We start from the raw sequence: 20,585 nt of genomic DNA, 5'->3' as shown, positions 1-20,585 counted from the left end.
CGCAAGCAACCTTGCGTAGGGGCGCGCTTGTGGCTATTGCTTCTTGCCCTGCACACTCGAAGCCCATTGCTCGCTGCGGCTATGCCCACTGGTTCTCAACAACCCAAGGTCCAGCGCATTCTCGCCATCCGCTGCCCCTTTGCCCTTGGCCATATCGGCGATTGCCGTGCCCAGGTCCACCGGTGAGTTGGACGCATCGATCGATACGTCCCGGCGATAGTCATTACCGCTCAGCGTTTCTTGAGTGATCGAGTCGGCGTCGAGCCCCACGGCGCCCCTGGCCGACTGCAAACGTGCCCCCACCAGATGAGCGTTGCCACCCACCTGCAGGTCGATACCATCGCTGCCTTTGAGCGTGGCCTGATGGGCCACGCTGTCACGCTGCACGTGCGAAACGTCGAGGCTTAGGGTCGGCGAGAGCCCTGGGTCTGCCTTGCTCAAGGCGGAGCCGGCTTTTTTCTCGACCTTGCCCCCCAGAGGCCCGGCCACCGAAGTGGCCGCGTTGACATAGCCCTGTGGGTTTTTCTCCTGGCTCAGCCTGGCATCCCCTTTGACGCTCAGGGTGTCGACGCGGTCCTTGCGGCTGGCGATACGCAGGTCACCGTCGATCACGCCACCAATATGCCCCGCTACCAGGGTGGCGCCTTCGATGCGGGTATCGCCGCGGCTTTGCAGGTCGATGCGCTCGGCGCGCAGGTCATTGGCATTCCAGGTGAGGTTGTCGCGCTTGTCGAACTCTACCTTGAGGCGGCCATGCAGGCCGCGGGTATCCAGCGCGCCCTTGGCCATGTCGAAACCGGCGCCGGCGGTGATGTCGAGGTTGTCGCGTCGCTCCTGGTTGGAAGAGGCTTCCACCAGCATGCCGCCGTTCGAAGCGTCGAGGGTCATTCGTTCGGCCGAGGCCTGAAGGCCTTGCAGGTGCAGGGCGATATCCTCGCGGGCGTTGCTGCTCAGGGTCAGTGCGCCGTTGCTGGCAAACTGGGCATCAATCGCCTGGTGTGCATTTTCTTCCTGTTTGCCGTGGCTGAAGTGGCCACCCAATGCTCCCCCCTTGGTCGTGCCTGCCTTGACCGCCAGCTCCAGGCCGCCGCCCAGCTTGGCGCCCGTGGCTTGCTGGGTATTGCTGGCCGCCTTGACCCGCAGTTGGCCGCCGCTCTGCACCAGGATGTCGCCAACCTTGGCCTCGCGGCTGCCAATGCGGGTACCTTCGAGCAGCAGGTCGGCACCGCTGGTCAGTCGCACCTCGCCCTTGGCGTCGACTTGTGCCACTTGAGCCGTGCTCTGCGTGCTCAGCGTTTGACTGTGGTCGAGATAGCCACGGCCATTGACGCCGGTGCTGCCTGGACGGTTGCCAACTTTGGCCCAGGCATTGCCATCGAGCTGGCGTGCCTGTTGTTCGGCCTGGTCGGTCGCCTGTGACAAGGTTAGCGAGCCAGCACTGTGCATGACCACGCTACCTTCGCCGCCATCGATGCGGGCCCCTTCGTAGCGCCCATCGCTGCCCAGCTGTACCTGGATACCCTGTTGCCCGTACAGGCTGCCGGGCACGGCGGTGCTGCCGATATCCTTGCTTTCCAGCGACCCTCCCTGGCCAGCGGCGCGTACGTTCAGGTCCTCGCCGGTGCTGGTGTCCAGGCGCACGTCGCCGCCATAGGCCAGGCGTTGCACGGTCACTTCCTGGGTGTTCTCGGCCGCGTGCATCTGGTGCTGCTGCGCCTCGATCTGCAGCGCGCCGGCGTTGGCCTGCCAAGCTGTTCCCTGGTCTGCGAGGGTGTCGGCCTTGACCTCGACCTTGGCCCCGGAAAACTCGCTCACCCGAGCCAAGCTGCGACGCTGGTTTTCCAGGCGCTTGAGGTGTTCGACGGTCATGTCGGCACCGATGCTGGGTGGCGCCATGGCATCTTCGGGCGAGGCTTGCTGGAAGCGTGCGGCTTCCTCACCCAGCACCAGGCGTTCGATGGGGCGGGTAAGGTCGCGGTACTCGACACTGGCGCCCAGGCTGGCAGACCAGTTGTCGCGGCTTTGTTCATGTTCCTGGGTATCCTGCAGCGCGCGGTTATCGATGCGTTCGGCGGTCACCTGCAGGGAGTTGCCGGCCTCGACGTGCGCGGTCTCGGTGAGCAGTGCATCACTGCGCAATTTCAGATCGCCGCTGGCCTGCAACGCGCTGCGCTGCACCTTGCTCTCGCGCTCGGTCTGCACCTCACGGTTGTGATGGCCTTCGAACAGACTGCCCAAGCGGTCGATGCCGCCGGTTACCGTCAACCCGCCACCGCTATGGGTGGTAGTGGTGGTCGCGTCACGCTCATTACGGGCCGCACCCAGCGTCACTTCCTGAGCCTGTACGTCGAGGTCGCCGGCAGTGGCCTGGACCTTGCTGCCCTTTACCTGCAGGTGCGCGCCACTGTTCATGCCCACCGAGGCGCCCTTGAGCTCACTGGCAACCTGGTGGGTGGTGCGCTGCTTGCTGGTGCTGTTGGCGACCTCATATGCCACGCCAGCCGCGTACTGGCGGGATTCTGGCTTGCCATCCTCGGCTTCCTGGGTTTGCCTGGCGCTGGCCGTGAAGCCGCGTTGCTGGTCGCGGGTTTCGCGTTCATCGACCGATTGTGCACTGCCAATCAGCAGGTCGCCTTTGGCCTCCACTTGCAGGTGTTTGCCCGCTTCGACCTTGGCACCCTGAATGCGCAATTCTTCGGCACTGGCCAGGCGCAGGTTGCTGGCCGAGCTGACGTCGCTGACCAGCACCTGCTGTTTGCGGTCTGTACCTTCGTGTTCGCTGCCAATCAGGCCGAACAGTTTGCTGTCGCTGGAGCGGTTGGTGGAGGTGCTGCTGGCGTGGTCTGCCTCGATGGCCAGCGAACCTTTTTCGCTGTAGAGCACGGCGTCCTGCTTGCCGTGCACGCTGCTGCCGGTGATAGCGACCTGCTCGGCAGCCACGGTGAGCTTGCCCTCGCTGGCGACCGTGCTGCCTGCAACGGCCTTGCCCTCGGTGTCCTTGCCTTGGCGATCACCAAAGAAGGTGCCCGATACCAGGTCGCCGCGATAGTCGCGTTTGGTTCCGCGTTCCTGCAATGTGGTGGTGCCGATGTCTGCCTGTTTTGCCTGGATGGCCAAATCGCCGCGGCTGTGCAGGCTGCTGCCTTGCACATCGAGCTTGCCGCTTGCCTTGATCGCCATGTGCTTGGCGCCGAGCGTACTGCCCTTTGCGGTTTCCTTGAGCTGGTCGGTATCGCTGTCACCGCGCCATAAATCCTTGCGGTGGCGCACCTGCTCTTCAGTGCGCTGGCTATCGATGCCGGCCACGATGTCCAGGCCGGCGCCACTGTCGACGATCAGCTCGTTGCCTGCGTCCACCTTTGCTGCAGCCAGGCGCATGTCCTCGCCAGACTGCAACAGCACGCTGTCGCTGCCCTGCAATTGACTGCCCTGCTGCTGTTGGTGAGTGGTGGTGGTTTTGCGGCTGTAGGTTTCGCGGGTGATGAACAAGAACTTCTTGTTCCAGCTGTCGTTGTTGTGCTCGATGTGCTTGCGGGTCTGGGCGTCCAGTGTGAGCTTCTTGCCGGCGCGGGCTTCGATGCTTGCGGCCTGGCCGTTGACCGCATCAAGTATCAGGTCATCGGCAGCGGTGAGTTTCAGTGTACCGCGCTCGCTACGTAGCTCGGTGGGGTTGTCGACTTTGCCGCTGATATGCAAACCGCCTGCCGATTGGATGTCGACGCCCTCGGTGCCCATGACCTGTGATGCCCCCATGCGCACTCCCGCGCCTTCGGCAGTGCTCACCACACGGATACGCCCAGCGCGCATTGCACCGAACAGGCTGGCATCAATGCTCGAAGAGGGGCTGGGCAGGTGTTCCACAACGTCGCCACTGCGACTGTCCACACGGTTGCGACCAACCGTGATGTTGAGCGCTTCGCCGGCCGTGAGCAGGCCTTTGCTGTCCACGCGCGGTGCAATCAGCTCGAGCGCGCCACTGGCATTGCTCTGGCCATTTTCCAGTACCTGGAGGGTGCCGCTGGCCGTGAGTGTGTCCAGGTATTTGAGCTGCTGCTCTTCGAAAGCCGGGGTTCCCACCACGAAGCCAGCACGGGTGGTGTTGATGAAGCTGCCGCCATTGAGGGTGATGCCATTGGGGTTGGCCAGGATGTAGTCGGCCGGGCGCCCGAAGATTTCCTGTGGCCCTTCGATCAACGAGGCGTTGCGGCTGACCACTTCGTTGAGGATGGTCGAGGCGGCCTGGCCCTGAAACTGCGGGTTGGCCGCCAGGGCACCGGCCAGCTGCGACCGCCCGGCCTCGGTGGCGTTGTTCAACACCAAGCCAGGGGTGCCAACGTTGTAGTCGATGAACTGGTTGTGCGACAGCCCGCTGGCGTTGGGCGGCACGATGTCGATGACCGGTACCCCATGGCCGTTGTGGATGATCGGGGTGCCTGCCGGGCCGGCTGTTGCATCCAGGCCGTTCTGGGCCAGAGCGGCGCTGGGGCCCAGCAACGTGAGGAAGATGGACCAGCGCAAGATATTTGGGCGGATAGGTGGTAACTGCGAGAGTGTTTGCATTTTCTCGTTCTCTTTGTTGTGGGTGAATCAGATGTTCAGGGTCCAGTCCATTACCCAGAAGCCGGGCTCCAGCAGTGGGCGGGGCAGGTCGCTGGTGTACAAGGCGCGTTGATAGTCCAGGCGCAGGCGACTGCCGGGCAGGCTCAGTTCCAGCCCCGCGGCGGCCCCGGCCAGGCGCTGTGACGGTTTGCCTTCGGCCGTGCGGGCCCAGCCCAGGTCCAGGCCGATGTAGGGGCGTACCTCGATGGGATAGGCCCAGGCCAGGGGCAGCGGTTGGCTGAGCGTGTTGCGCCAAACCGCGCTGCTGGCGCCGGAGTAGGTGCGCTGGCGAAAGCCGCGCACAGCCGAGTCGTCACTGACCAGCAACTGTTCGACGGCAGGCAAGGGGTCATGGCTGTACTGCACACCCAGCTCGCTCTGCCAGCGCCACGGGGCAGGGGCCGGGCCCTGACGCAAATGCAGCAGGTTGGCGCGGTACTTGCGAAAGTTCGGGCGCAGGCGTTGCGCACCCAGCGGCGAGCGGTCAGCGCCCAGTGCGTCGATGCCTTGAGCAACCCCGAAGTAGCCATTCCACAAGCCCTCTTCGAGCCACAACAGGTTGATACCGGCCTCTACCGAGGCCAGTGTCGGGCTCTGCTGGACGATGACCGCGCCAGCGCTGCGGTTGATCAGTTGCTTGCGGTCCAGGCGGATGCTGGCGCTGAGCATGCCTTGCTGGTTGCGCCACAACACCCGCTCGACACTCAGGCCCTGGTAACTGCTGCTGCCGTCGGCCGCCTTGTCGCTGTGGGGAAGTGGCGCCCGGTAGCGTAGCTGGCTGGCGCTGAGCGCAACGGTCCAGGCACCGTAGGGGATGCTGTAGTACAGCGACACACCCTGGCTTTGCCCAGGCGCTTCGAGCACCGTTGTGGTCAGCGACAGGCGCAGGTCGTCATTGAGACCTTAAGGGCTGTCCAGGCCAATGCCGAGGTTGACGCGGTGGCGGCCGGTCAATTCGCTGCCACGGTTGTCGAAGCGGCTGTCCAGGTGCCAGCGTGAAGCCACTTTGTGTGGCTGCACGACAACGCGGGTACCGCCCTGCAGTTCGCCGGGCAGCAGAGCGGCACCCAGCTCGTAGGCGCGCAGGCGGTTGAGTTGGTCCAGGCCTTGCTCAAGGTCCGGCAGGTACAGGGGCTGCCCGAGCAGGCCGGGGAATGCATTGGCGAGGGACAAGGGCAGGTCGGGGCCTGCCAGTTCAATGGACTCGACAAAGCCTTCGACAATGACGATATCCAACGGTGCACCGTCTTCTGGCAGTTGCCGCAGGTAAGGCCGGCTGGTCGGGTAGCCGGCCTGCACGTAGCGCTGGGTGATGGCTTTCAGTAGCCGGTTGATGTCGGCGATGCCCATGCAGGCAGGGGTGAGGGCACGGATGGTTGGCGCCAGCGCTGGGTTCGAAAGCTGCTGGTTGCCGGCCACGCGCACGCCATCGACGGCCCAGCAGCGAGCGTGGTGCGGGAGGGGGGCAGTGGTGTCGCTGGGGGCGGTTGGGGCGGGTATACGCTGCCAGCGCTCAAGACGCTGCTGTTGCTCCAGCTGTCGCAGCCCATGCTGTTGGTCGCGCAACTGCTGGCTGGCTGGGTCGTCGGCCAGCGCCTGGGTGATGGACAGCACGCCTGACAGGCAAAAGGCTGGCAGCCAACGGGCGATGCGGTGAATCAGGCACGGCATTGAAGCACCCCGCAAATGATGTACGGTTTTCGTACTCGTCTGCGTGGATGCTAAGAATTAAGTCATTCGCCTGGATGCAGTACCCTGCCTAAGCGCTTGTCAGGCAAGTTCTCGCAAACCTGCGGGAAAACTCCTACAACCTTTGCTGGAAGGCCCTATATCAGGGCCGGATCTCGATCAGCGTCCCATCGCGTACCAGTTCCCATACTTCCTGCATGTCGCGGTTACGCATGGCAATGCAGCCATCGGTCCAGTCCAGGGTATGGAAGTACCATTCCGGGTATTCATCGTTGATCGGCGTGCCATGGATCATGATCATGCTGCCGGCACTCACCCCTTCACGGGTAGCGCGGGCGGCATCGCTGATGTTCGGGTAGTTGATGTGCATGGCCAGGTTGAAGCGGTCGCTCTGCTTGCGCCAGTCCAGCCAGTACAAACCCTCGGGGGTTTTCTTGTCGCCCTCGCGCTCCTTGGCGCCCTTGGGCTGCTTGCCAAGCGAGATACGGTAGGTTTTCAGCGGCTCGCCACGGCTGATCAACTGCAGGCGGCGCTCGGACTTGATTACCAGCACCTTGTCGATCAACGGCTGCATGGCCTGCTGCGAAGGCGAGGGCGTTTGCGCTGCCGGCACGGGCTTGCGGATGATGGTCTCGGTGAAGGCCGCTTGGGACACCGAGGTAACGCAAAGGCAGAAAAGGGCAAGCAACCAGCGCATGTAACGGTATCCCTGAAGGCTTCTTCTATGTAGAGGTGGTGGTCGTGACGCTCATCGGCGGCAGGTATTCATGACCTATGGGGTAATGCTGCCCGAGGCGGTCGCGATAGTAGCATTCTAGTGTGCGCGTGACGGTGCGGAAAGCCAGCTCGCCCCACGGTATCTCATGTTCTTCGAACAAGCGCACCTCCAGGCTTTCGACACCGACGGCGAAGTCCAGGTCCGTCAATTCGGCGCGGAAGAACACATGCACCTGGTTGATGTGCGGCAAATCGAACAGTTGATACAGCGACGTTGGCCCGACCCGGGCGCAGGCTTCCTCGACGGTTTCGCGACGGGCGGCCTGGTCGAGGGTTTCGCCGTTTTCCATGAAACCGGCGGGCAGGGTCCAGAAGCCCCGACGCGGCTCGATGGCGCGCCGGCACAGCAGCACCTGGCTGCCCCAGGTCGGCAATACACCGGCAACGATATTGGGGTTTTGGTAGTGGATGGTCTGGCAAGACTCGCAGACATACCGCAGGCGGCTGTCGCCCTGGGGGATCTGTTGAGTGACCGGTTGGCCGCACGCGCTGCAGAATTTCATGTGTAGATCCTTATGTTCACGGCTATCTTGGCGTGGCCACCGTGCCGCCGCAAGCGCTGGGGCTTGGGTGCTTCGCGGCTTTCGTGCATCATGCAAGACAGGCCTTGGACATGAGCGTGCGCAATGCTGGACGAGCTACTTCGCCGAATGAGCAACCATCACCCCGCATCACTGGAAACCGACCGACGGTTTCCCGAAGCGGCGGTTCTCTTGCCCATTACCCGCAGCGAAGCGCCCGAACTGGTATTGACCCTGCGCGCCAAGGGGCTGTCTACCCACGGCGGTGAAGTCGCCTTTCCCGGTGGTCGGCGTGACCCGGAAGACCCAGACCTGGTATTTACCGCCCTGCGTGAAGCCGAGGAAGAGATCGGCCTGCCGCCTGGCCTGGTAGAGGTGATCGGCCCGCTCAGCCCGCTTATTTCACTGCATGGCCTGAAAGTGACACCATTCGTCGGGCTTATCCCCGACTTCGTCGAATACCGCGCCAACGACGCCGAAATCGCGGCAGTATTCACCGTACCGCTGGAGTTCTTCCGGCAGGACCCGCGTGACCATACCCACCGTATCGATTACCAGGGACGTAGCTGGTATGTGCCAAGCTATCGCTACGGTGAATACAAGATCTGGGGGTTGTCGGCGATCATGATCGTCGAGCTGGTCAACGTGCTGTTCGATGCCGGCATCAGCTTGCACCAGCCCCCTGAGCGTTACATCAAAAACTGAACGGGGCCTACCCCGTCGTCTGCGTTGCAGCCTGAGGAGCGTTCATGAAATACCGCCTGGGTAACCTGCGCGTCGAAACCCACCCCACCAGTTGGGCTGCCCCCAATGCCACGCTGATTGGCAACGTGCGCCTGCAAGCCGATGCCAGCGTGTGGTTCGGCGCGGTTCTGCGCGGCGATAACGAGCTGATCGACATCGGCGAGGGCAGCAACGTGCAAGATGGCACGGTAATGCACACCGACATGGGCTCGCCGCTGACCTTGGGCAAGGGGGTGACCGTTGGTCACAACGCCATGTTGCATGGCTGCACGGTAGGCGACTACAGCCTGGTGGGTATCAATGCCGTCATCCTTAATGGTGCGCGCATTGGCAAGCACTGCATCATCGGCGCCAATGCACTGATCCCCGAGGGCAAGGAAATTCCAGACGGTTCGCTGGTGATGGGCTCGCCGGGCAAGGTCGTGCGCGAATTGACCGAGCAGCAGAAGCGCATGCTGGAAGCCAGCGCCGCGCATTACGTGCACAATGCCCAGCGTTATGCACGTGAGTTGGTGGTTGATGATGAGTGAAAGGGTAGAGCGGCCGGTGGCCTCGCCGTGCGTCAGCATTTGCGCGCTGGATGAGCAGGATATCTGCACCGGGTGCCAGCGTACCGTGGCCGAAATCGGCCGCTGGGGGCGGATGGACAATGACGAGCGCCGGGCGGTGCTGAAGTTGTGCCATGAGCGCGCAGTACAAGCCGGGCTCGTCCTCTAGGCGCGGCGTTGCCTGTCGAGGGGGCTAGCGGTACTCTGTAGGGCTTGCCCACAGATGACCCGCCATGTTCTATCTGATTGCCTATATCAGCAGCGTAGTGCTGATCAACTACGCCTTCTCCAGTGCCCCGCACCTGGACATCATCTGGTCTGCCTGGGGCGGCCTGGTATTCATCCTGCGCGACATGGTGCAGACCCGCTTCGGTCACGGTGCCCTGGTCGCCATGCTGGTGGCGCTGGTGCTGTCGTATGTCACTTCCGAGCCGGCCATCGCGCTGGCCAGTGCCACTGCGTTCTTCATCTCCGAGCTGATCGACTGGCTGGTGTTCAGCATCACCCGTCGGCCGCTGCGCGATCGCCTGTGGCTGAGCTCGGCGCTGAGTATTCCGGTGGACACCTTCATCTTCTTCGGCATGATCGGGGCCTTGACCCCGGCGGTGGTCGGCACGGCCATGGCCTCGAAGTTCGCCGGTGTCACCGCCGTGTGGCTGGCCATGGCATTTCGCGCCCGGCGGGCTGCCGTTACGGGTTGATGGTGTAGAATAGCGGTCCTTTTTCAGCGGGCCACACCAAGCCTGGTGCGGCCCCGGATGCCTTCGAGGACCTGAAATGACCCGTATCGGAACCCCATTGTCGCCCACCGCGACCCGTGTACTGCTCTGCGGCTGTGGCGAGCTGGGCAAGGAAGTGGTGATCGAGCTGCAGCGCCTGGGCGTCGAAGTAATCGCCGTCGACCGTTACGCCAATGCCCCGGCCATGCAGGTGGCGCACCGCAGCCATGTGGTCAACATGCTCGATGGCGTTGCCCTGCGCGCGGTGATCGAGGCCGAGAAACCGCACTACATCGTTCCGGAAATCGAAGCCATCGCCACCGCCACCCTGGTCGAGCTGGAAAACGAAGGCTTCAACGTAGTACCGACCGCGCGTGCCACCCAACTGACCATGAACCGCGAAGGCATCCGCCGCCTGGCTGCCGAAGAGCTGGACCTGCCAACCTCGCCGTACCACTTCGCCGACACCTTCGAGGACTACGCCAAGGCCGTTGCCGACGTGGGCTACCCGTGCGTGGTCAAGCCGGTGATGAGCTCGTCGGGTAAGGGCCAGAGCCTGCTGCGCAGCGATGCCGACCTGCAGAAGTCGTGGGACTACGCCCAGGAAGGCGGCCGCGCTGGCAAAGGCCGGGTGATCGTCGAGGGCTTCATCGACTTCGAATACGAGATCACCCTGCTGACCGTGCGCCACGTGGGGGGCACCACCTTCCTCGAACCTGTCGGCCACCGTCAGGAGAAGGGCGACTATCAGGAATCCTGGCAGCCACAGGCCATGAGCCCCAAGGCGCTGGCTGAGTCGCAGCGCGTGGCCAAGGCGGTCACCGATGCCTTGGGTGGTCGCGGCCTGTTTGGCGTAGAGCTGTTCGTGAAGGGTGACCAGGTGTGGTTCAGCGAAGTGTCGCCGCGCCCGCATGACACCGGGCTGGTAACCCTGATTTCCCAGGACCTGTCGCAATTCGCCCTGCATGCCCGCGCCATTCTTGGCCTGCCGATTCCAGTGGTGCGTCAGTTTGGTCCGTCGGCCTCGGCAGTGATCTTGCCGGAAGGGCAGTCGCAGCAGACCAGCTTCGCCAACCTGGGGGCGGCGCTGAGCGAGCCCGATACCGCCATTCGCTTGTTTGGCAAGCCGGAAATCAATGGTACCCGCCGTATGGGCGTGTGCCTGGCGCGTGACGAGTCGGTGGAGCTGGCGCGGGCCAAGGCGACCCGCGCTTCGCAGGCGGTCAAGGTAGAGTTCTGATTCGACTGGGGCCGCAACGCGGCCCCAATTGCTTACAGTTCGGTATTGCGAGTCTCTTTCAGGCACAGCACAGCAATCAGGCTGATCACCGCCGCTGCCGACACATAACCCCCCACCCAACTCAAGCCGCCCATGCTCACCAGCTTCTGGGCAAAGAACGGTGCCGCCGAGGCGCCGACGATGCCGCCCAGGTTATACGCCGCCGAAGCCCCGGTATAACGCACATGAGTCGGGAACAGTTCAGGCAGCAGTGCCCCCATCGGTGCGAAGGTCACGCCCATCAGGAACAGCTCGATGGCCAGGAACAGCGCCACGCCCGTGGTCGACCCCGACGTCAGCAGTGGTTCCATGGTAAAGCCCGAAGCGATCGCCAACAGGCCGCCCACGATCAGCACCGGCTTGCGCCCGTAGCGGTCGCTGAGCCACGCCGACAACGGTGTGGCCAGGGCCATGAACACCACTGCGAAGCACAGCAGGCCAAGGAACGTCTCGCGGCTGTAGCCCAGCGTGGTCACGCCATAGCTCAGCGAGAACACCGTGGAAATGTAGAACAGCGCGTAGCACACCACCATGGCCGCAGCGCCCAGCAAGGTTGGCAGCCAGTATTTGGAGAACAGGTCGACCACCGGCATTTTCACCCGCTCATGGCGGGCAACGGCCTTGGCGAACACTGGGCTTTCTTCGAGCTTCAGGCGTACATACAGGCCCACCAGCACCAGCGCGGCGCTGAGCAGGAACGGAATACGCCAGCCCCACTCACGGAACTGCTCGTCACTGAGCACCAAGGCCAGGGTCAGGAACAGCCCGTTGGCAGCCAAGAAGCCGATCGAAGGGCCTAGCTGCGGGAACATGCCGAACCAGGCACGCTTGCCTTCAGGGGCATTCTCGGTAGCCAGCAGGGCCGCGCCGCCCCATTCCCCGCCCAGGCCCAGGCCTTGGCCAAAACGCAGCAGGCAAAGGATGATCGGTGCCCACATGCCAATGCTGTCGTAGCCCGGCAGTACGCCGATGGCCGTGGTGCAAACGCCCATCAGCAGCAGCGAAGCGACCAGCGTCGACTTGCGGCCAATGCGGTCGCCAAAGTGACCGAACAACGCCGAGCCCAGCGGGCGGGCGAGGAAGGCGATACCGAAGGTGAGGAAGGCAGCCAGCATTTGCGCGGTGCCTGACTCGGACGGGAAGAACACCGGGCCGATCACCAGGGCTGCGGCAGTGGCGTAGACGTAGAAATCGTAGAACTCGATAGCGGTGCCGATGAAGCTGGCGGTGGCGACCCGCGCAGGCGAGTTGACCGGCGCGGCAGGCGCTTGGGCATAGGTGCTGCTTGTCATTAAGTAGGTCCCTAACAGTCTGGTCCGGCTCCATGGGCTTGGCCAGCGTCGGCGTGCAATGCAAAGGGCAGGCACGGTTGCGCGGGCGCCGGAGCGTTTTGTTGTTGTGCGCGCCCGACTGACGATAGCCCAAGGGGGATAGGGGCGGGGCGGGCACTGTTCGGGGTGTTGAAGCAGGACCGCGGGGCGTGTCAGTGGAGCGGACTGGCCGTGGAGCGCCGGGTGCGGGTAGCAGGCGTGACGGCGGGGCTGGGTAAGCGTGACCCGAGTATAGCTATCGGGTCACGGTCCACACCAGTACCTTGCTGGCACAATTGTCCTCTGTTTCGAGGATTTCCAGGCGATAGCGGCCGATCTTCAGGCAAACGGCGCTCTCCGGGATGCTTTCCAGCGCTTCGGTAACCAGCCCGTTGAGGGTTTTCGGCCCACCGTCGCAGGGCAGGTGCCAGCCCAAGGTGCGGTTGATTTCACGTAACGAAGCCGTGCCGTCGATGACGAAGGTGCCATCGGGCTGCGGGTGCACGTGAGGGTTTTCCAGGCTTTGCTCGTCCTCGAACTCGCCGACGATCTCTTCGAGGATGTCTTCCAGGGTGACGATGCCCAGTACCTCGCCGTACTCGTCCACCACCACGCCCAAGCGGCGTTGTTGTTTGTGGAAGTTCAGCAGTTGCATTTGCAGGGGCGTGCTTTCGGGTACGAAATAGGGTTCGTAGCAGGCGCTGTGCAGCGCATCCAGGGTCAGCTCGGCCTTGGGCAGCAGGTGGCTGATCAGCTTGGTGTTGAGGATGGCTTCGACTTGGTTGATGTCGTTGTGGTAGACCGGCAGGCGGGTGTGGCGGCTGACGATCAACTGCTCGATGATGCGCTCGATCGGCTCGTCGAGGTTGATGCCGTCCACTTCGTTACGTGGCACCAGGATGTCGTTGACGGTGACCTTGTCCAGCGACTGCAGGCCGTCGAGCAGGCTGTGGCGAGGTGGTTCGTGTTCCTCGTCTTCGTCGAAGTCATCCGATTCCTGAGCATGCAAGGCCACGGCTGTGGGCTGTACGCGGAACGGGCGCAGCAGCAGCTTGGCGAAGCCGTCCAGCAGGTAGGCCAGCGGCTGCAGCAGGGCGAGGGGGACTTTCAGCAGGCTGGTGCCCAGGCTGACGAACGCCTGCGGGTTGCGCCGGGCCAGGCGCCGCGGCAGGTATTCGGCGAACACCAGCAAGCTGAGGGTGGCGGCCAGACCGGCCAGCCAGAAGCCGTGCTCGCCACTGTAGCGCTGGCCCACCAGGCAGGCCAGGCCCAGCACCAGCAGTTTGCCCAGGCTGGCACACAGCACCAGGGCCTGGGCTGGCAGCATGGGCTGGCCATCTTCGCCAGCGCGTTGCGTGCCATTGAGTTGCAAGCGGGCGGCATCCACGGCGGTGAACAGTGCTGACCACAACAGGGCCAGTGCCAGTGTGCCGAATAGCGGTGCGTACGGCAGGGTGTCCATGGGCGGCCGTCAGATATGCAAGATGAATTCGCGAACCAGCTTGCTGCCGAAATAGGCCAGCATCAGCAGGCAGAAACCGGCCAGCGTCCAGCGGATGGCCTTGTGGCCCCGCCAGCCCAGGCGGGTACGGCCCCACAGCAGCACGCTGAACACCACCCAGGCGACACAGGCCAGCAACGTCTTGTGCACCAGGTGCTGGGCGAACAGGTTGTCGAGGAACAGCCAGCCGGAGATCAACGAAAGCGACAGCAGGCACCAGCCGGCCCAGAGAAAGCCGAACAGCAGGCTTTCCATGGTTTGCAGCGGTGGGAAGTTGCGGATAAGCCCGGACGGGTGCTTGTTCTTCAACTGGCGGTCCTGCAGCAGCAACAGCAGTGACTGGAAAACCGCGATGGTGAACAGCCCATAGGCCAGGATCGACAACAGGATATGGGCGAGAATGCCCGGTTCTTCGTTTATCAGTGGCACCGTGCCGGGTGGTGCGAACTGCGCCAGCAACGCTGTCACCGCGCCCAGCGGGAACAGCAACAACAGCAGGTTTTCTACCGGTATGCGCAGGCAGGCCAGCAGGGTCAGGGTGATGACGGCCACGGCGATCAGGCTGGCGGCGCTGAAGAAGTCCAGGCTCAGGCCCAGCGGGGTGATCAACTGGAAGAACAGCGCGCCGGCCTGGGCCAGCACCGCGACGGCGCCCAGCAGGCCAAGCAGGCGCTTGTCGGCCTTGCGGCCCTGGGCCAGGTACGAGCCCTGGTAGATGGCCGCAGCTATATATAGGCCGGCAGCGATCAGGTTGGGGATGAGGCTGGGAGAGGAGACCATAAGTCCTGGTTGGCGAGCCTTAAAGAGACGGAGTTTGGCATAGATTCCGCTGCTCTAGGAAGACTGGTAGGCCGCGTCGCGGCATTCGCGGGTAAAGCCACCGAATATCTCCCAAGGTGTGCGCCGCCGCCGCACTTCGCTATAATCGCCGCCTTGCTGTGCCCGGCGGGTGTGTATTTCCCCTGGGCGCCTGACAAACCTCGGCTTTTACTGGGCCTGAAAGGATCACCATGTTCGAAAACCTGACCGACCGCCTGTCACAGACGCTGCGCCATGTCACCGGCAAGGCCAAGCTGACCGAAGACAACATCAAGGACACGCTGCGCGAAGTGCGCATGGCCCTGCTCGAGGCCGACGTTGCCCTGCCGGTGGTCAAGGATTTCGTCAACAGCGTCAAGGAACGTGCGGTCGGCACCGAAGTCTCGCGTAGCCTGACCCCGGGCCAGGCATTCGTGAAGATCGTCCAGGCCGAGCTGGAAAGCCTGATGGGCGCGGCCAACGAAGACCTCGCACTGAACGCCGCCCCGCCTGCCGTGGTGCTGATGGCCGGCCTGCAAGGCGCCGGTAAGACCACCACCGCCGGCAAGCTGGCGCGCTTCCTTAAAGAGCGCAAGAAAAAGAGCGTGATGGTGGTGTCCGCCGACGTTTATCGCCCGGCGGCGATCAAGCAGCTGGAAACCCTGGCCAACGACATCGGTGTCACCTTCTTCCCGTCCGATATCAGCCAGAAGCCGGTGGCCATTGCCGAAGCGGCCATCCGTGAAGCCAAGCTGAAGTTCATCGACGTGGTCATCGTCGACACCGCCGGCCGTTTGCACATCGACGCCGACATGATGGACGAGATCAAGGCGCTGCACGCCGCGGTCAAGCCAATCGAGACGCTGTTCGTGGTCGACGCCATGACCGGCCAGGACGCCGCCAACACCGCCAAGGCCTTTGGCGAGGCGCTGCCGCTGACCGGTGTGGTACTGACCAAGGTCGACGGTGACGCCCGTGGTGGTGCTGCGCTGTCGGTGCGTGCCATCACCGGCAAGCCGATCAAGTTCATCGGTATGGGTGAGAAGACCGAGGCTCTCGAGCCGTTCCACCCCGATCGCGTCGCTTCGCGCATTCTCGGCATGGGTGACGTGCTCAGCCTGATCGAGCAGGCCGAGCAGACCATCGACAAGGCCAAGGCCGACAAGCTGGCCAAGAAGCTGAAGAAGGGCAAGGGCTTCGACCTCGAGGACTTCCGCGACCAGCTGCAACAAATGAAGAACATGGGCGGCCTCGGTGGCCTGATGGACAAGCTGCCGAGCATCGGCGGGGTCAACCTGTCGCAGATGGGCAACGCCCAGGGCGCCGCCGAGAAGCAGTTCAAACAGATGGAAGCGATCATCAACTCCATGACCCCGGCCGAGCGCCGTGACCCTGACCTGATCAGCGGTTCGCGCAAGCGCCGTATCGCCCTGGGTTCCGGTACCCAGGTGCAGGACATCGGCCGCTTGATCAAGCAGCACAAGCAGATGCAGAAGATGATGAAAAAATTCTCTGCCAAAGGCGGCATGGCCAAGATGATGCGCGGCCTGGGCGGGATGCTGCCAGGCGGCGGCATGCCGAAGCTGTAACTTATTCCGGGTGCCTGCCTTTCGTCGGGCTGGCGCCCAGAACCCCCGCTGTAGTGGGGTAACGGCCGCGGATTTCGCGGCACAACCGGCAAATCTGGACGGTAGGGCATGGCCTTGCCGAAAAAGTCATTTGCAAATGTCCGTGTATTCCCCGAGAATATGCGGCCTTTTGGGCACCCGTGTGCCTATTTGGCATTCAGATTTGCAGTACCAGCTGCTGTATCAACTGCAGCACCGACTATAGGAACGATGTTCACATGGTAACCATCCGTCTGGCCCGTGGCGGCTCGAAAAAGCGCCCATTCTACCACCTGACCGTGACCAACTCGCGTAACGCCCGTGATGGCCGTTTCGTTGAGCGCGTAGGTTTCTTCAACCCGATCGCTGCTGGCGCCGAAGTTAAACTGTCGGTCAACCAAGAGCGCGTCACCTACTGGCTGAGCCAGGGTGCACAGCCGTCTGAGCGTGTTGCTCAGCTGCTGAAGGAAGCTGCCAAGGCCGCTGCCTGAACAGTATGAACGCGACGCCAGAAAAGGCTGACGACCTGATCGTCGTTGGCAAGATTTTTTCGGTTCACGGCGTTCGCGGCGAGGTGAAGGTGTATTCCTTTACCGATCCGATTGAAAACCTGTTGGATTATCCGCGCTGGACGCTTCGGCACGAAGGCAAGGTAAAGCAGGTCGAGCTGGTCAGCGGTCGTGGCTCCCAAAAGGGCCTGGTCGTGAAGCTCAAAGGCCTCGAAGATCGCGATGAAGCCCGTCTTCTGAGCGGTTACGAAATCTGCATTGCGCGGAGCCTTTTGCCCAACCTGGCTGCCGACGAGTACTACTGGTACCAGTTGGTCGGTCTGAAGGTCATCAACCAGGACGAACACCTGTTCGGCAAGGTCGATCACCTGTTGGAGACCGGTGCGAACGATGTAATGGTGGTCAAACCCTGCGCAGGCAGCCTGGATGATCGCGAGCGTCTGTTGCCCTATACGGCGCAATGCGTGCTGGCAATCGACCTGGAAGCAGGCGTGATGCGGGTTGAGTGGGACGCGGACTTCTAAACGATGGGTAACCTTCGCGTAGACGTCATCACGTTGTTCCCCGAGATGTTCTCGGCCATCACGGAGTACGGCATTACCAGCCGCGCGGTGAAACAGGGGTTGCTTCAGGTAACTTGCTGGAACCCGCGGGACTACACCACAGATCGTCACCACACGGTAGATGATCGGCCGTTTGGCGGTGGTCCGGGCATGGTGATGAAAATCAAGCCTCTGGAAGATGCCCTGGTTAGCGCCAGGCAAGCGACCGGAGCTGCGGCAAAGGTGATCTACCTTTCGCCACAAGGCCGCAAGCTGACTCAGCAGGCGGTCAAAGGCCTGGCCGAACAGGAATCGTTGATCCTGATCGCCGGTCGTTATGAAGGCATCGACGAGCGCTTTATCGAGGCTCATGTCGATGAGGAGTGGTCGATTGGCGACTATGTGCTTTCCGGTGGCGAGCTGCCGGCCATGGTACTGATCGATGCGGTTACGCGGCTGCTGCCCGGAGCTTTAGGGCATGTGGACTCGGCGGAAGAAGATTCCTTCACCGACGGTCTGCTCGATTGCCCGCACTACACCCGACCTGAGGTGTATGCGGATCAGCGTGTTCCCGACGTGTTGCTAAGTGGCAACCATGCACATATCCGGCGTTGGAGGATGAAGCAGTCCCTTGGTAGGACCTTCGAACGACGCGCCGATCTTCTGGAAAGTCGCTCGCTTTCTGGAGAAGAGAAGAAGCTGCTCGAGGAATATCTCCGCGAGCGGGACGATAGTTAAACGTATCGATGGTGGATCACGTATCCATCTTAGGAGCACAGCATGACCAACAAGATCATCCAGCAGCTCGAAGCCGAGCAGATGAGCAAGGAAATCCCGACCTTCGCACCAGGCGACACCGTTGTCGTTCAGGTTAAAGTGAAGGAAGGTGAGCGTTCCCGTCTGCAGGCGTTCGAAGGCGTCGTTATCGCCAAGCGTAACCGCGGTCTGAATAGCGCCTTCACCGTGCGCAAGATCTCCAGCGGCGTTGGCGTAGAGCGTACCTTCCAGACCTACAGCCCGCAAATCGACAGCCTGGCCGTGAAACGTCGTGGTGACGTGCGTAAAGCCAAGCTGTACTACCTGCGCGACCTGTCCGGCAAAGCCGCTCGCATCAAGGAAAAACTGTCCTGAGTACAGTTTGCCCGGTGGCCGAGGCCGCCTAGCGAGAAAAAAGCAGCCTTCGGGCTGCTTTTTTGCGTTTTGAAACCCCGAAGATGTGATTGCCATGACTACCCGAGACCAGGAAATCCAGCGCCGCACCGAGCTGTCGGTGACCCGCGTGACCAAGGCGGTGTTCCCCAACACCACCAACCACCACAACACCCTGTTCGGCGGCACCGCACTGGCCTGGATGGACGAAGTGTCGTTCATCGCCGCCACGCGCTTCTGCCGCCTGCCGCTGGTGACCGTTTCTACCGACCGCATCGACTTCAAGCACCCGATCCCGGCGGGCTCGATCGTCGAGCTGGTGGGGACGGTGATCAAGGTCGGCAATACCAGCTTGCAGGTGCAGGTGGATGTGTTTGTCGAGAACATGTACCTGGACGGCCGTGAGCGGGCGATCCATGGGGTGTTCAGCTTCGTCGCCATCGACGAGGACAAGCGCCCGGTGCCCGTGCTGCCAAGCGCCTGAAGATCAGGGTTCTGGCGCTGGCTCGATCAACGCCACCAGGGTCCAGCCCGGTTGCGGCTGCAGCGGGTTGTCGGGGCTGGCTACATGCACCCAGCCATGGCCATCGCGGGCGAACAGCAGGTGTGCACGTTCGCCATGCAGTGCCTGGTAGGCATCCCAGCCAAAGCCTTCGGTGAGGTTGGTGCTGTACAACTCGGCGCCTTGATGCAGGCGGTTGGCCAGTTGCAGGTAGGTCATCGGGTTGGCCCCCAGCAGATGGCCACGATGCTCCTCGGCCGCCCGGTGCTTGTCGCTACGTTGTTTCTCCAGGCCGCTGGCCAGCACGAACAGCCGCCCGTGCCCGAAATCATGGCGAAACCTTGCGCAGGCCAGGGCATTGATTTCGCCAGCGGGAGAAAGGCCCAGCAAGTGCCCGAGGCCGACCAGGTCCAGGTGGGCATCGGCATGCTGCGAGGCGGGGTTGCCAAAATAGGTCGGAAGACCGTCCATGCGCGCAGCGCGGATGTTTTCCCAGCTGGAGTCCGTCAGCAACACCCGGCAGCCCAGCTGCTGCAGGGCTTTGGCGATGGCGCGGGCTGGTTCGTTGGCACCGACGATGAGAAACCCGCTGGGTGCTGGTTCGGCGACCTTGAGCAGGCGTGCCAGCGGCCTGGCCGTGGCGCTTTGCAGTACCACCGTGCCGATGATCACCGCGAAGGTCAGCGGCACCAGCAGCAGGGCGTCCTGGTGGCCGGCCTGGTGCAGGCGGATGGCAAAGATCGCGGAAACAGCGGCTGCGACGATGCCGCGGGGCGCAATCCAGGCCAGCAGTGCGCGCTCGCGCCAGCTGAGTGTCGAGCCCAGCGTGGACAGCCACACGTTGAGCGGGCGTGCCACCAGCTGGATCACCAGCAACAAGGCCAGCACCGCAGGGCCGAGGCCTAGCAGGGCATGCAGGTCAAGGCGCGCGGCGAGCAGGATGAACAGGCCGGAAATCAGCAGTACGCTGAGGTTTTCCTTGAAGTGCAGGATTTGTCGCACATCGACCCCGCGCATGTTGGCCAGCCACATGCCCATCACGGTCACCGCCAGCAGCCCGGATTCATGCATGATCTGGTTGGCGGCGATGAAAATGCCCAGTACCGCCGCCAGCGATGCGAGGTTGTGCAGGTACTCCGGTAGCCACTGCTCGCGCATGATCTGCCCCAGCAGCCACCCGCCGGCCGCGCCCAGGGCTGTGCCGCAAAAAATCACCCCGGCAAAAGTGGTCAGGCTCTGGCTCAGCGCGTTGCCATCGGCGCTTGCGATGATGAAGCTGTACACCACCACGGCGAGTAGCGCGCCGATGGGGTCGATCATGATCCCTTCCCAGCGCAGGATGTTGGCGATCGTCGACTTTGGCCGCACCACGCGAAGCATGGGTACGATCACCGTGGGCCCGGTCACTAGGGTCAGGGTGCCGAACAGAATCGACAGCGGCCAGTCGAACCCGAGTAGCCAGTGGGTCGCCAGGGCGATCACCAGCCAGGTGAGCAGGGCACCCACGGTGACCAGGCGATGCACCACGCTGCCGATCTCGCGCCACTGCGACAGGTGCAGGGTCAGGCTGCCTTCGAACAGGATCAGTGCCACTGCCAGCGACACCAGCGGCATCAGCAACGGGCCGAACAGTGCTTCGGGATCGAGCCAGCCCAGTGCCGGGCCGGCGATGATCCCGGCCAGCAGCAGAAACAGAATCGCCGGCAGTTTCAGGCGCCAGGCCAGCCATTGGCAGGCAAGCGCGGCGGCACCGATACCGCCGACGCTGAGAAGAATCTGCTGTTCGCTCAT

The 20,585-nt window shown here is 63.0% G+C and carries 18 protein-coding genes and 1 pseudogene; 11 read left to right on the top strand and 8 right to left on the bottom strand.

What is annotated here, in order from left to right; all coding sequences use genetic code 11:
- Positions 1–33 precede the first annotated feature (33 nt).
- The 4 genes and pseudogenes from Q9451_RS25120 to Q9451_RS25105 all read right to left on the bottom strand — a co-directional run bounded on the left by Q9451_RS25120 (position 34) and on the right by Q9451_RS25105 (position 7,568).
- Positions 34–4,560, bottom strand: coding sequence for a hemagglutinin repeat-containing protein (locus tag Q9451_RS25120; protein WP_012270747.1), 4,527 nt, complete (start codon positions 4,558–4,560; stop codon positions 34–36).
- Between the two features lie 27 nt (positions 4,561–4,587).
- Positions 4,588–6,270: pseudogene (locus Q9451_RS25115) on the bottom strand (ShlB/FhaC/HecB family hemolysin secretion/activation protein).
- A gap of 160 nt (positions 6,271–6,430) precedes the next feature.
- The gene (locus Q9451_RS25110) at positions 6,431–6,985 is read right to left on the bottom strand and encodes a L,D-transpeptidase family protein (protein WP_012270748.1); all 555 of its coding nucleotides are present in this window, start codon (positions 6,983–6,985) and stop codon (positions 6,431–6,433) included.
- 25 nt (positions 6,986–7,010) lie between these two features.
- Entirely contained in the window at positions 7,011–7,568 is a 558-nt protein-coding gene (locus Q9451_RS25105) for an NUDIX hydrolase (RefSeq protein WP_012270749.1), read from the bottom strand.
- Between the two features lie 123 nt (positions 7,569–7,691).
- Between Q9451_RS25105 and Q9451_RS25100 the strand changes: the two genes are divergently transcribed.
- From Q9451_RS25100 to purT, 5 genes are all read left to right on the top strand, one after another.
- Positions 7,692–8,291 carry a CoA pyrophosphatase gene (locus Q9451_RS25100; protein ID WP_012270750.1) on the top strand — a complete coding sequence of 200 codons (600 nt, stop codon included), beginning with the start codon at positions 7,692–7,694 and terminating at the stop codon, positions 8,289–8,291.
- Positions 8,292–8,335: 44 nt separating this feature from the next.
- Positions 8,336–8,860, top strand: coding sequence for a gamma carbonic anhydrase family protein (locus Q9451_RS25095; protein WP_012270751.1), 525 nt, complete (start codon positions 8,336–8,338; stop codon positions 8,858–8,860).
- Positions 8,850–9,047: a DUF1289 domain-containing protein gene (locus Q9451_RS25090; protein WP_012270752.1), complete on the top strand. Its 198-nt coding sequence runs from the start codon at positions 8,850–8,852 to the stop codon at positions 9,045–9,047. The genes Q9451_RS25095 and Q9451_RS25090 overlap by 11 nt, the downstream gene beginning before the upstream one ends.
- A 64-nt stretch (positions 9,048–9,111) precedes the next feature.
- Positions 9,112–9,579, top strand: a complete 468-nt coding sequence (locus tag Q9451_RS25085) for a VUT family protein (RefSeq protein ID WP_012270753.1) — start codon at positions 9,112–9,114, stop codon at positions 9,577–9,579.
- A gap of 76 nt (positions 9,580–9,655) precedes the next feature.
- Positions 9,656–10,837 (top strand): formate-dependent phosphoribosylglycinamide formyltransferase, encoded by a 1,182-nt coding sequence (gene purT / locus Q9451_RS25080; RefSeq protein WP_012270754.1) that lies wholly within the window; start codon positions 9,656–9,658, stop codon positions 10,835–10,837.
- A 32-nt stretch (positions 10,838–10,869) separates the two neighbouring features.
- Here purT and Q9451_RS25075 read toward each other — a convergent pair whose 3' ends face one another.
- The 3 genes from Q9451_RS25075 to Q9451_RS25065 form a co-directional block, all read right to left on the bottom strand.
- Positions 10,870–12,168, bottom strand: a complete 1,299-nt coding sequence (locus Q9451_RS25075; RefSeq protein WP_012270755.1) for an MFS transporter — start codon at positions 12,166–12,168, stop codon at positions 10,870–10,872.
- Positions 12,169–12,442: 274 nt separating this feature from the next.
- A complete protein-coding gene (locus tag Q9451_RS25070) occupies positions 12,443–13,648 on the bottom strand; it encodes a transporter associated domain-containing protein (protein WP_012270756.1) in 1,206 nt (401 codons plus the stop codon).
- A 9-nt stretch (positions 13,649–13,657) separates the two neighbouring features.
- A complete protein-coding gene (locus Q9451_RS25065) occupies positions 13,658–14,467 on the bottom strand; it encodes an inner membrane protein YpjD (RefSeq protein ID WP_012270757.1) in 810 nt (269 codons plus the stop codon).
- Positions 14,468–14,697: 230 nt separating this feature from the next.
- Here Q9451_RS25065 and ffh point away from each other — a divergent pair, with 230 nt between their 5' ends.
- From ffh to Q9451_RS25035, 6 genes are all read left to right on the top strand, one after another.
- On the top strand, positions 14,698–16,074 hold the full coding sequence (gene ffh, locus Q9451_RS25060) for a signal recognition particle protein (RefSeq protein WP_012270758.1): 1,377 nt from the start codon (positions 14,698–14,700) through the stop codon (positions 16,072–16,074).
- A 257-nt stretch (positions 16,075–16,331) separates the two neighbouring features.
- Complete coding sequence (gene rpsP / locus Q9451_RS25055) at positions 16,332–16,583, top strand: 30S ribosomal protein S16 (RefSeq protein WP_003252142.1); 252 nt, start codon at positions 16,332–16,334, stop codon at positions 16,581–16,583.
- A gap of 5 nt (positions 16,584–16,588) precedes the next feature.
- Positions 16,589–17,125, top strand: coding sequence for a ribosome maturation factor RimM (rimM, locus tag Q9451_RS25050; protein WP_012270759.1), 537 nt, complete (start codon positions 16,589–16,591; stop codon positions 17,123–17,125).
- 3 nt (positions 17,126–17,128) lie between these two features.
- Positions 17,129–17,881, top strand: a complete 753-nt coding sequence (gene trmD / locus Q9451_RS25045; protein WP_003252146.1) for a tRNA (guanosine(37)-N1)-methyltransferase TrmD — start codon at positions 17,129–17,131, stop codon at positions 17,879–17,881.
- 42 nt (positions 17,882–17,923) lie between these two features.
- Positions 17,924–18,274: a 50S ribosomal protein L19 gene (gene rplS / locus Q9451_RS25040; protein WP_003252148.1), complete on the top strand. Its 351-nt coding sequence runs from the start codon at positions 17,924–17,926 to the stop codon at positions 18,272–18,274.
- Positions 18,275–18,368: 94 nt separating this feature from the next.
- The gene (locus Q9451_RS25035) at positions 18,369–18,776 is read left to right on the top strand and encodes an acyl-CoA thioesterase (protein WP_012270761.1); all 408 of its coding nucleotides are present in this window, start codon (positions 18,369–18,371) and stop codon (positions 18,774–18,776) included.
- A 3-nt stretch (positions 18,777–18,779) separates the two neighbouring features.
- Here Q9451_RS25035 and Q9451_RS25030 read toward each other — a convergent pair whose 3' ends face one another.
- Complete coding sequence (locus Q9451_RS25030; RefSeq protein WP_012270762.1) at positions 18,780–20,585, bottom strand: sodium:proton antiporter; 1,806 nt, start codon at positions 20,583–20,585, stop codon at positions 18,780–18,782.

The sequence above is a fragment of the Pseudomonas sp. NY8896 genome (genome assembly GCF_039634505.1).
This window is presented reverse-complemented; position numbering and strand designations above follow the sequence as displayed.

Coding starts and splice junctions, on each gene's coding strand:
- Q9451_RS25120 (WP_012270747.1), bottom strand. CDS start 4,560: ATGCAAACACTCTCGCAGTTACCACCTATCCGCCCAAATATCTTGCGC.
- Q9451_RS25110 (WP_012270748.1), bottom strand. CDS start 6,985: ATGCGCTGGTTGCTTGCCCTTTTCTGCCTTTGCGTTACCTCGGTGTCC.
- Q9451_RS25105 (WP_012270749.1), bottom strand. CDS start 7,568: ATGAAATTCTGCAGCGCGTGCGGCCAACCGGTCACTCAACAGATCCCC.
- Q9451_RS25100 (WP_012270750.1), top strand. CDS start 7,692: ATGCTGGACGAGCTACTTCGCCGAATGAGCAACCATCACCCCGCATCA.
- Q9451_RS25095 (WP_012270751.1), top strand. CDS start 8,336: ATGAAATACCGCCTGGGTAACCTGCGCGTCGAAACCCACCCCACCAGT.
- Q9451_RS25090 (WP_012270752.1), top strand. CDS start 8,850: ATGATGAGTGAAAGGGTAGAGCGGCCGGTGGCCTCGCCGTGCGTCAGC.
- Q9451_RS25085 (WP_012270753.1), top strand. CDS start 9,112: ATGTTCTATCTGATTGCCTATATCAGCAGCGTAGTGCTGATCAACTAC.
- purT (WP_012270754.1), top strand. CDS start 9,656: ATGACCCGTATCGGAACCCCATTGTCGCCCACCGCGACCCGTGTACTG.
- Q9451_RS25075 (WP_012270755.1), bottom strand. CDS start 12,168: ATGACAAGCAGCACCTATGCCCAAGCGCCTGCCGCGCCGGTCAACTCG.
- Q9451_RS25070 (WP_012270756.1), bottom strand. CDS start 13,648: ATGGACACCCTGCCGTACGCACCGCTATTCGGCACACTGGCACTGGCC.
- Q9451_RS25065 (WP_012270757.1), bottom strand. CDS start 14,467: ATGGTCTCCTCTCCCAGCCTCATCCCCAACCTGATCGCTGCCGGCCTA.
- ffh (WP_012270758.1), top strand. CDS start 14,698: ATGTTCGAAAACCTGACCGACCGCCTGTCACAGACGCTGCGCCATGTC.
- rpsP (WP_003252142.1), top strand. CDS start 16,332: ATGGTAACCATCCGTCTGGCCCGTGGCGGCTCGAAAAAGCGCCCATTC.
- rimM (WP_012270759.1), top strand. CDS start 16,589: ATGAACGCGACGCCAGAAAAGGCTGACGACCTGATCGTCGTTGGCAAG.
- trmD (WP_003252146.1), top strand. CDS start 17,129: ATGGGTAACCTTCGCGTAGACGTCATCACGTTGTTCCCCGAGATGTTC.
- rplS (WP_003252148.1), top strand. CDS start 17,924: ATGACCAACAAGATCATCCAGCAGCTCGAAGCCGAGCAGATGAGCAAG.
- Q9451_RS25035 (WP_012270761.1), top strand. CDS start 18,369: ATGACTACCCGAGACCAGGAAATCCAGCGCCGCACCGAGCTGTCGGTG.
- Q9451_RS25030 (WP_012270762.1), bottom strand. CDS start 20,585: ATGAGCGAACAGCAGATTCTTCTCAGCGTCGGCGGTATCGGTGCCGCC.